The sequence below is a fragment of the Serratia sp. 506_PEND genome (assembly GCF_001076875.1).
In the GTDB taxonomy this organism is placed as follows: domain Bacteria; phylum Pseudomonadota; class Gammaproteobacteria; order Enterobacterales; family Enterobacteriaceae; genus Serratia; species Serratia marcescens.
Genome location: NZ_JVEL01000379.1, coordinates 19434 through 28299, shown reverse-complemented (window position 1 = coordinate 28299; position 8866 = coordinate 19434). Strand labels below are relative to the sequence as shown.

At 59.2% G+C, this 8866-nt stretch carries 11 protein-coding genes; 5 read left to right on the top strand and 6 right to left on the bottom strand.

What is annotated here, in order from left to right; genetic code table 11:
* Positions 1-664: penicillin-binding transpeptidase domain-containing protein (locus ADK28_RS12870; protein ID WP_048795828.1), on the top strand; the 664-nt coding region annotated here is incomplete at its 5' end.
* Between the two features lie 6 nt (positions 665-670).
* Here the strand turns inward: ADK28_RS12870 and ADK28_RS12865 are convergent.
* Complete coding sequence (locus tag ADK28_RS12865) at positions 671-1069, bottom strand: polyketide cyclase (RefSeq protein WP_048795823.1); 399 nt, start codon at positions 1067-1069, stop codon at positions 671-673.
* 46 nt (positions 1070-1115) lie between these two features.
* Positions 1116-2354 (bottom strand): hypothetical protein, encoded by a 1239-nt coding sequence (locus tag ADK28_RS12860; protein ID WP_152929697.1) that lies wholly within the window; start codon positions 2352-2354, stop codon positions 1116-1118.
* 338 nt (positions 2355-2692) lie between these two features.
* Here ADK28_RS12860 and ADK28_RS12855 point away from each other — a divergent pair, with 338 nt between their 5' ends.
* Positions 2693-4318 carry a methyl-accepting chemotaxis protein gene (locus ADK28_RS12855; protein ID WP_414711752.1) on the top strand — a complete coding sequence of 542 codons (1626 nt, stop codon included), beginning with the start codon at positions 2693-2695 and terminating at the stop codon, positions 4316-4318.
* Between the two features lie 154 nt (positions 4319-4472).
* Here the strand turns inward: ADK28_RS12855 and osmB are convergent, their stop codons facing one another.
* Positions 4473-4685 (bottom strand): osmotically-inducible lipoprotein OsmB, encoded by a 213-nt coding sequence (gene osmB, locus ADK28_RS12850; RefSeq protein ID WP_004940700.1) that lies wholly within the window; start codon positions 4683-4685, stop codon positions 4473-4475.
* Between the two features lie 230 nt (positions 4686-4915).
* Between osmB and ADK28_RS12845 the strand changes: the two genes are divergently transcribed.
* From ADK28_RS12845 to ADK28_RS29435, 3 genes are all read left to right on the top strand, one after another.
* Positions 4916-5311, top strand: coding sequence for a DUF427 domain-containing protein (locus tag ADK28_RS12845; RefSeq protein ID WP_048795822.1), 396 nt, complete (start codon positions 4916-4918; stop codon positions 5309-5311).
* A 131-nt stretch (positions 5312-5442) separates the two neighbouring features.
* A complete protein-coding gene (locus ADK28_RS12840; RefSeq protein ID WP_016927780.1) occupies positions 5443-5913 on the top strand; it encodes an Rrf2 family transcriptional regulator in 471 nt (156 codons plus the stop codon).
* 193 nt (positions 5914-6106) lie between these two features.
* The gene (locus ADK28_RS29435) at positions 6107-6244 is read left to right on the top strand and encodes an AcrZ family multidrug efflux pump-associated protein (protein WP_016927779.1); all 138 of its coding nucleotides are present in this window, start codon (positions 6107-6109) and stop codon (positions 6242-6244) included.
* 39 nt (positions 6245-6283) lie between these two features.
* Here ADK28_RS29435 and ADK28_RS12830 read toward each other — a convergent pair whose 3' ends face one another.
* From ADK28_RS12830 to ADK28_RS12820, 3 genes are read right to left on the bottom strand one after another with little or no spacing between them, the layout of a single operon-like run.
* On the bottom strand, positions 6284-7045 hold the full coding sequence (locus tag ADK28_RS12830) for an amino acid ABC transporter ATP-binding protein (protein ID WP_048795821.1): 762 nt from the start codon (positions 7043-7045) through the stop codon (positions 6284-6286).
* Positions 7042-7947 (bottom strand): amino acid ABC transporter permease, encoded by a 906-nt coding sequence (locus ADK28_RS12825; RefSeq protein ID WP_033640380.1) that lies wholly within the window; start codon positions 7945-7947, stop codon positions 7042-7044. The genes ADK28_RS12830 and ADK28_RS12825 overlap by 4 nt, the downstream gene beginning before the upstream one ends.
* Positions 7944-8858, bottom strand: coding sequence for an ABC transporter substrate-binding protein (locus tag ADK28_RS12820; protein WP_033640379.1), 915 nt, complete (start codon positions 8856-8858; stop codon positions 7944-7946). The genes ADK28_RS12825 and ADK28_RS12820 overlap by 4 nt, the downstream gene beginning before the upstream one ends.
* Between the last annotated feature and the right edge of the window lie 8 nt (positions 8859-8866).

Sequence of the window (8866 nt, the reverse complement as noted above, 5' to 3'; positions counted from 1 at the left end):
GCCAATCAGTTCTAGCAATGCATCTTCCTCAGTACTGCCGGCCACGGTGCTGCCGGCGGTCTACCGCAGCTTTGGCCTGGGGCGGCCGACCGAGCTTGGCATCGGCAACGAGAGCAGCGGCTATCTGCCGCAGCACCGTGAACGCTGGGCCGATATCGAACGCGCTACCTTCTCCTTCGGCTATGGGCTGCGCGTGACGCCGCTGCAGATGGCGCGCGAATATGCCGCTATCGGTTCCTTCGGCATTTATCGGCCGCTGTCGATCACCAAGGTGACGCCGCCGGTAATGGGGCAACGTATTCTGCCGGCGGATACGGTACGATCCGTGGTGCATATGATGGAGAGCGACGCCTTGCCGGGCGGCAGCGGGGTGAGCGCCGCGGTGCCGGGCTATCGGCTGGCGATCAAAACCGGTACCGCCGAGAAAATGGGCCCCAGCGGCAAATACGACGGCGGCTACATCAACTACACCGCCGGCGTGGCGCCGGCCAGCGATCCGCAGGTGGCGCTGGTGGTGATGGTCAACAACCCGAAAGCCGGCAAGCACTTCGGCGGTTCGGTGGCGGGGCCGGTGTTCGGCAAGATCATGGCCCAGGTGCTGGAGCACATGAATATTCTGCCGGACGCCCAGCCGCTTAACGTGGTGTCGTCGGTCAAGGGGTAAGGGGGATTAGCGCGATTCCAGCAGGCGCTTCAGCGCCTGCAGATCGGCGTTCACCAGCCCGACGTCGCGGACGAACAGCGCGTCGTCCATCTCCGGCTGGCGGAACAGGGTGAAGATCACCTCGGTGCCGCGCCGGTTGGCGAGCGCGCGCAGCGGCACGTAGACCACGCCGCCGTCCGGTAGCGTCACCCAATGATCCAGCACGCCGAAGGCATTCGGCGCGCTGAAGCGAATGCGGATCGGCCCTTGTGGGGTGTTTGCCACCCAATCGTCCCCTTCCCGCCGTAAGCTGTTGGCTAACCCTCTGGCCCACAACGGGAAGTTTTCCGGGCGGCTGAGAAAGGCGTACACCTCGTCACAGGGGCGGTTGATGGCGACATGCAGCGTTTGCGCGCTCAGCATCATGATTTCTCCGGTTGACGGCGATGCTTCAGTGTAGATCCCGCCGCGCTCAGAAGTAGTAACCGATGTTTACGTTGGTGCGAAAATACCATTTATTGCTGCCGGAGGACTGGGTGCCGGTCCAGCCGGTGGCGTTTTCCACGCCGCCCCACGGGTTGGCGTTCTGCGCCCAGGTCAGATCCACCCACAGCATCACCGGCATGGCGAACACCTGCACCCCGAGCGTATTCATTTTGGAGTCGGAACCGCCGTGCTTATCCTTCCAGAGCACGCTGTAGTCGTTGTAGAAGCGCAGCTTTTTCACCGGCCCCCAGGGTACGTCGACGTCGCGCGCCAGGTTGATGGCGGCGGTGGTGGCCTGCGACGGGATCAGATAGGCCGGCGTCAGGCCGTTGCCGCCCATCAGGATCACCGAATTGTTGGCCCCGGCCGGGCCTTTGGCGTCGTAACCGTAGCGGATCAGCTGGCCGGACAGATGCCAGGGATCGTTATTCACCAGCGTATGCAGGCCCGCCGCCCAGAAGCTGCCGTTATCGCCGGTCGCCTGGTTGTAGAGCCGCGAGGCCGCCAGCGAACCGCCGAGCTCATTGTCCCAGCCGCCTTGGTGGAAAGCGCGCGTCAGCCGCAGGTTTATCTGATCGCGTTTTTCGTTGCGCTGCAGGTGCTGTGAAGCATAGTTGGTGTTTTTCAGATCGTCGTAGCTGGCGACGTCGGGGGCGTAACGCACGCCGGTCGGCATCATGCGCGGGTAGTAGGCGGCGTCGAAGGCCCAATCGTCATGCTGATATTGGTATTTGGCGCCGAGTCCGGTGTTGACGCCAAAGCCGAGGTAAAACGGAATGCCGTACGACCAGCCGAACTGCGGGTAGGGCATCAGGCCGAACGGTTTGAACGGCGCGCCCAGTTGCACGGTGGAGCGCTCAGACAGGCGGTAGCCGATATAGGCGCGGTCGATGGCGTATTTGCGCCGATCCTGAAACCAGAATCCGCTATCGAAAAACGCGTCGTTGACCTGGCCGGCGGTATCAATGCGAAAGGCGTCAAAGCGTAAATGCGGAGGATTTCGATAATTGCTGCTGCGCCAGTCTTCATAGCGATAATTGGCGCGCAGCGCGCCGCCGATATCAATATTCTTTTTATTATCCTCGCTTTGCCAATGAATATGCGGAAATGCCGGGCGGCTTTTTTTTACCGGCGCCATGGTGGCAGCGGCGTCGCTGGGCAATGCGACGGCGGTCGCGTAACTCACGGGTGAAACAAGAAAAAAACAAAGCGTGATCTTGCGCATGCCTGGCCCCTGGTGAAAGTAGACGGTTTATTAAGGCGAGCGAATTTCACCTGTGAATAGGGTGATTTTGCTCATCAGTTTTATATTTGAGACGATTTTATATGTGCGTTTCATATATTAAATTCGCCGTCGATTAATATATGAAACTTTGTTTCTTGTTTAATGGAAAAACTATAAATCCGGTATTAAACAAGTCAAGAAATAAAAATGAGCGTTGACGAGAAATTCCGATTATTGGGTCGCCCTGGTTGGCGGTGGGCGACACAAAGCAAGCTGAAATAGTGGTGTCATCAATGCCCGTTAGACTCGCGGCATCCTGGTATCACTGACTAAAAATCATGAACATAAAACTGACACTTGGCCGCCGGGCAAAACCTGCGGCAGCGCTGCCGCACGCATTTGGCATCGGCAAGAGCATGGGCTTATTAGGCGGCGTAATTTGCGTTATTGCGCTATTTTCTCTGCTGCAATTGTTTTCCACCGTATTTATTTCCAATATTCTGCGCGACGCCAAGGTTAACCTGGTGACGGGCGACGGGTTGCATCGCCAGCAGGCGACGATGGATCGCGCCAGACTGTCGCTGCTGACGGCCAGCGACAGCCTGAATCGCGCGGGCATCTATTATCTGCAGGACAAAGTCACCGGCTCCGACGGCAGTTGGCATAGCCTGCTGGATGAATCGTTGGCGGCGTTGGCGGCTTCAAAGCAGGCCTTTGCCCGGTTCGAGCGCTTGAGCGCGGCTGCGCCCGAAGCGACGGGCGCCCTGAAAGACAGTTATCGCCTGTTCTATGACGGCCTGAAGGAACAGGCGCAAGGGTTGCAAAACAGCGCCAGCATCGATGCGTTTTTCGCCGTGCCGATCCAGGCGTTTCAGGCGGATTTCAACGAAAAGTACCTCGCGTATCAGGCGCTGAACGAACAGCGTGGCGATGACGTCAACGTGCGGCAATTGGCGGCGCTGGAGCAGGCCAAGACCTTTGCGCTTGGCGCATTGGCCGCGCTGGCGCTGATCGCCGTGGGGGTGTGGTTCGGCGTCGCCCGCTGGGTGATAGCACCGCTGCAGCGGGCAATTGTCCACCTCAACGTGCTGGCTGCCGGCGATCTTTCGCGGCCGCTGCCGCCTGAGCGGGCGTTGAACCGCGAGATGCGTCAGCTGCAGACCAGCATTGGCCATATGCAAAGCGGCTTGCAGCACCTGGTAAGCGAGGTGCGCGATGCGGCGAGCGGGATCCTGAACGGCGTCGAGCGGCTGGCGGGCGGCAATCGACAGTTGACGGCGCAGTCGGCGAAGCAGGACGGGGAATTGCAGTTGGCGACCGAGCACGTGCAGCAGCTGGCGGCGCGGGTGGAAGAAAACGGCCAATACGCCCAGCAGGCCAGCCAACGAACCGAATTGGCCCGGCAGTGCGCCGGCGCCGGTGAGCAGATGATGCAAACCGTCAACGTTTCGATGCACGGGATCGTCAACCAATCGGCCGAGATGCGCGGCATTGTCGCGCTGATCGACAGCGTGGCGTTCCAGACCCATATTCTGGCGCTGAATGCGGCGATCGAGGCCGCGCATGCCGGCGTTCACGGCCGCGGCTTTGCCATCGTAGCCAAAGAGGTGGGCCTACTGGCGCAAAAAAGCAGCCATTCGACGCGCGATATCCAGCAGTTGATCAACCGTTCGCTGCTGCAAATCGATCAAGGTTCGCAGGCGGTCGAACTTCTGACGGGCAATCTGCGCCAGATTATCGATCTGGTGAACAAATGCAGCGCGCTGATGGGGGAAATATCGTTGGCGTCGTTCAATCAAGGGGAGAGCATTCAGGCCGTGACGGCGCGCATTGCGACGCTGAATCAGGTGGCGCAGCAAACCGGCGACGTGGTGAGCGCGGTGACCGAGGCTTCGCAGTCGCTGCAGGGTGAATCGGAACGCTTGGAAAAAGCGATGGCGCGTTTCAGGCTGCCTGTGCAATAAATAACCCTGGCGCGGGTTAATGAATAATAAAGCTGCGCTTAATGTTATTCATTATTTCCCCGCGCTGAGGGACGTTATTTCGATAAATAAAAACAGGCCGGCGCTTGTGGATTAAAAAAGCGCCGGCCTGCAGAGAATTATTTTAACGGGAGGATTAACGGCTGGTTTGGTGGCCGATAATGCCGCCCAGCGCTGCGCCGCCGAGGGTGCCCAGCGTGCTGCCGTCGGTCAGCACGGCGCCGCCGACCGCGCCGACGCCCGCGCCGATCGCCGTGTTGCGATCGCGATTGGACATATGCCCACATGCGGTAACGGAAAGCGTCGCCATCACCACCACCAACACACCTGCGGCACGTTTAATATTCATAATGAGTTCCTGGTAAATTGGCTGATTAATGGATTAAAAATAATCCGATTAACCCGCCGGTAGAAGTTGGGATGAATGTATTCCTCAGAAAGAAAATCGAACAGGTAAAAATTCTTAATTTTGCGGCGGTGAAAAGCGATTGCTCGCCGAATGTGCGGCTGCCGACAAAACCGCTGGTCTATACTGGGAAGACGCCTCGCGGGGGCGGGGCACACACTCTGGAGGCCGCCATGTCCGATCTCGTTTCCGCATCCGGCAAACCGGTGAAAATCCCCGGCCCGGATCACCCGATCACCTTGACCCGTCATCCGACGCGAGTCGTGGTGCGTGCTGCCGGGAAAATCCTGGCCGACAGTCGCAATGCGCTCATCCTGCAGGAAGCCACCTATCCGCCGGTGTTTTACTTTCCGCGTGAGGACGTGAATATGGCGCTGTTGCAGAAAAACGAGCACGTCAGCTACTGCCCGTATAAGGGCGACTGCAGTTATTTCACCTTCGCGCTGAACGGCGAGCAGGGGGCCAATACGGCCTGGAGCTATGAAATGCCTTACAACGCCGTGGTGGCGATCAAGGATCATCTGGCATTTTATCCCGATAAAGTGACAGAAATCAGTACTGAAGCCTGACCAGCCGCCGCCGTCGGGCGGGGGCAGGTTGACATTCCGCTTATCCCTACTCATTATGTGTATTACTGGAGACTGATACGCTTTCCTTATGTTTTAATCCGACATAAACGAAACTCTGAGCAGGTGCCAAGGTGTCTACCTCTACGCGATTTGCCGTTGCCATCCATATTCTGACCAACATCACGCTGTGTCGTGGCCAGACGGTGCGTTCCGAAGATATCGCGCGCAGCGTCAACACCAACCCGACGGTGGTGCGGCGGATCCTCGGCGCGCTGGCGGAGGCCGGGCTGACCTATTCGCAGATGGGGCAAGGCGGCGGGGCGCTGCTGGCGCGGCCGGCAGAAGCGATCTCGCTGCTGGACGTGTATCGCGCGGTGGAGGATCAACCTTATTTCATGCTGCACCGCGCCCGGCCTAACGATGCGTGTTATATCGGCCACGCTATTACCCCAGTGCTGGAGCAAGAGTTTGCGCGCGTTGGTCACGCGCTGGAAGCCAGCCTGGCGCAAACCAGCATCGCCGAAATGGCCGGGCAGGTCGAGCGGCAAGCCGGCTATCCTTTCGTCCCTTGTTCATCGCAATATCAAGCGGATACGCAATAAAAATCCACGCCAATTCCGTCTTCCCGCAGAGCATTTTTTGCATTGCGTTAATGTAATTGTGTAAGTTACATTAGCTCGCATCAAGTGTGATGTGGCTCACGTTTTAGACTGCCTCCCCACGATAATCGATCGATTGGCCGGAAACCTTTTCTTCCGGCGCAGATTCGCTGTGCTTATAAACCAGGAGAAAACGATGTTAGAAATGATTGAAAGCTTGGCCACCGTGGTGGTCCTGGTGCCGGTAATGGTGGCCGTCTTGCTCGGCGCGATTTACGGTCTGGGTGAAGTGTTCAACGTCTTTTCCGCTATCGGCCGAAAAAATAACGGCTGAATTTGAACGTCAGGGGACGCAACGCCCCCTGACGCAGGGTTACAATACCGTCGCCAGGAAGTTGCGCGTCCTCTCATGTCCCGGCGCATCCAGAACCTGCTGCACGCTGCCCGTTTCAACCACCTTTCCCTGATCCATAAAGACAATCTGGTCGGCCACTTCGCGGGCGAAGCCGATTTCATGCGTGACCACCACCATCGTCATGCCCGAATGCGCCAAGTCTTTCATCACCTGCAGCACTTCGCCAACCAATTCAGGATCGAGGGCGGAAGTCGGTTCATCAAACAGCAACACCTGCGGGTTCATCGCCAGCGCGCGGGCGATGGCGACGCGTTGCTGCTGGCCGCCGGACAGTTCACGCGGCCAGGCGTTGATGCGATGTTCCAACCCGACGCGGGCGAGCAACTGCTTCGCCCGTTCCTGCGCCTCGGCTTTTTTTTCCTTTTTCACCCGCTGCGGCGCGTCGCTGACGTTTTGCAACACGGTGCGGTGCGCAAACAAGTTGAACTGCTGAAATACCATGCTGATGCTTTTACGCTGTTCGGCCACCTCGGCTTCTTTCAGCTCGTACAGATGCCGGCCTTTTTGACGATAGCCGATCAGCTGTTCGCCAACGCGAATGGTGCCGCCGTCCAGCTTTTCCAGGTGGTTGATGCAGCGCAACAGGGTGGATTTGCCGGAGCCGGAAGGGCCGAGGATCACCGTCACTGAACCCGCCGGAATGGTCAGGCTGATGTTTTTCAACACTTCGGTGCCGGAAAAGGATTTCCGCACCCGGTTGATGTGGATGGATGCGCTCATTGTTCACCTCCCTGAGGGGCTTTGCGGTTGAGGAAGAACCCGCCGCTGCGCGTTGCCTGCGTGCCGCGGCCAAAATAGCGCTCCACGTAGTATTGGCCAATCGACAGAATCGAAGTCATGGCCAGATACCACAGGGTGGCGACCAGCAGCAGCGGGATGACCTCGTAGGTGCGTTGGTAAATGATCTGCGCCGAATACAGCACGTCCTGCAGGGCAATCACCGACACCACCGCGGTGGTTTTCAACTGCCCGATCACCTCATTGCCCGCCGGCGGCAGGATGGTGCGCATCGCCTGCGGCAATACCACGCGCCACAGGATTTGCCCACGACGGTAACCTAGCGCTTTGGCGGCTTCCAGCTGGCCGCTGCCGACGCTTTGGATGCCTGCGCGCACGATCTCCGCCGCATAGGCCGACTGATGCATCACCAGCGCGATCACCGCCGCGCTGAAGGTGCTGATAAGGGTATTGGTCGGCGCGCTGGCGACTTCGCCCAGAAACGGGATCCACAAGCTGATGCGCGGATAAAGCGCGGCGATGTTGTACCACAGGAACAGCTGCACCAGCATCGGCACCGCACGGAAGAACCAGGTGTAGAACCAGCTTACCGCAACCAATACCGGATTGGCCGACAGGCGCATCAGCGCCAGCAGCACGCCGCCGGCGAAGCCGAACACCACCGAAATCACCGTCAGCTTCAGCGTCATGAGCACGCCGTTGAGGATGGACGCCTCGGTCAGATTTTCCGCCACCACCGACCATTCAAAGCGCGGGTTGTGCAGCATGGAATTGATGATAACGCCGACGATCAGCAGCACAACCAGGGCGCTGAGCCAGCGCCCGTAATGCCGGTGGCCGACGATGCTCAGTTCCGCGTCGTCGACAGGGTGTTGCCCACTCATTTTGCGATCTCTTCATTGATGCCGGCGGTTTTCACGGCACCAAAACCGATATCCCAGCCGTCGAGGATTTTCTGGTAGCTGCCGTCGGCGATCAGAGAATTCAGCGCCGCCTGCACCGGTTTCACCAGTTCGGAGCCTTTCGGCAGGGCGATGGCCACCGTGGTGCCGTCGATGTTGATATCACCGGCCAGCGTCAGCGGTTTAACGTGGGTGGCCTGGTAGCGCAACCCTTCATACGGGCCGAAAAACATCGGCACGCGGCCGCTGATCACCGCCTGCACCCCGGCCGGGCGATCCGGGAAGATCGGCATGGTGATGGCCGGCTTGCCGGCGGCGACGCATTGATCGCTGGCCTGCTGCAGGCGGGTGATCTGCGAGGTGCCTGCGCCGGCGCCGACGGTCTGGCCGCACAGCTGGGCCAGCTCGGTGTAAGGGCCAAGCGCAGCGTCTTTGCGGGCGATCAAGGCCAGCTTGGAAGCGTTGTAATAGCCGACGAAGTCCACTTGCTGGAAGCGCTTTTTGTTGGCGTCAATGTTGGCCAGCGCGACGTCATAACGGCCGGACTTCAGGCCGGGGATGATGTTGTCGAAACCGCCGGTGTCCTTCCAGTGGATCGCCACGCCCAGGCGATCGGCAATCGCGCTCATCACGTCGATTTCACGCCCGGCCAGCGTTTTGTTGTCCGCCTGGTAAAAGGTGGTCGGCGGGGTGTTCGGGTTGGTGCCGGCAACGATATAGCCGGCCTTTTTGATAGCGTCAGGCAGGCTGTCGTGCAGCGCCGGATCGGCGGCAGCTTTCACCGCCGCCTTGAAGGGAACATCGCCTTCAGCGGCATGAGCTGCGGCCAACGGCGCCAGCGTGGAGGAAGCCAACAGCAGGGACAGTACGGTGCGTTTGAATGTGGTTTTCATCATGATTT

Excerpts from the sequence above, each read along its gene's own strand:
- ADK28_RS12865 (WP_048795823.1), bottom strand. The coding sequence starts at position 1,069 with ATGATGCTGAGCGCGCAAACGCTGCATGTCGCCATCAACCGCCCCTGT.
- ADK28_RS12845 (WP_048795822.1), top strand. The coding sequence starts at position 4,916 with ATGTCCGATCTCGTTTCCGCATCCGGCAAACCGGTGAAAATCCCCGGC.
- ADK28_RS29435 (WP_016927779.1), top strand. The coding sequence starts at position 6,107 with ATGTTAGAAATGATTGAAAGCTTGGCCACCGTGGTGGTCCTGGTGCCG.
- ADK28_RS12860 (WP_152929697.1), bottom strand. The coding sequence starts at position 2,354 with ATGCGCAAGATCACGCTTTGTTTTTTTCTTGTTTCACCCGTGAGTTAC.
- ADK28_RS12855 (WP_414711752.1), top strand. The coding sequence starts at position 2,693 with ATGAACATAAAACTGACACTTGGCCGCCGGGCAAAACCTGCGGCAGCG.
- osmB (WP_004940700.1), bottom strand. The coding sequence starts at position 4,685 with ATGAATATTAAACGTGCCGCAGGTGTGTTGGTGGTGGTGATGGCGACG.
- ADK28_RS12830 (WP_048795821.1), bottom strand. The coding sequence starts at position 7,045 with ATGAGCGCATCCATCCACATCAACCGGGTGCGGAAATCCTTTTCCGGC.
- ADK28_RS12825 (WP_033640380.1), bottom strand. The coding sequence starts at position 7,947 with ATGAGTGGGCAACACCCTGTCGACGACGCGGAACTGAGCATCGTCGGC.
- ADK28_RS12820 (WP_033640379.1), bottom strand. The coding sequence starts at position 8,858 with ATGAAAACCACATTCAAACGCACCGTACTGTCCCTGCTGTTGGCTTCC.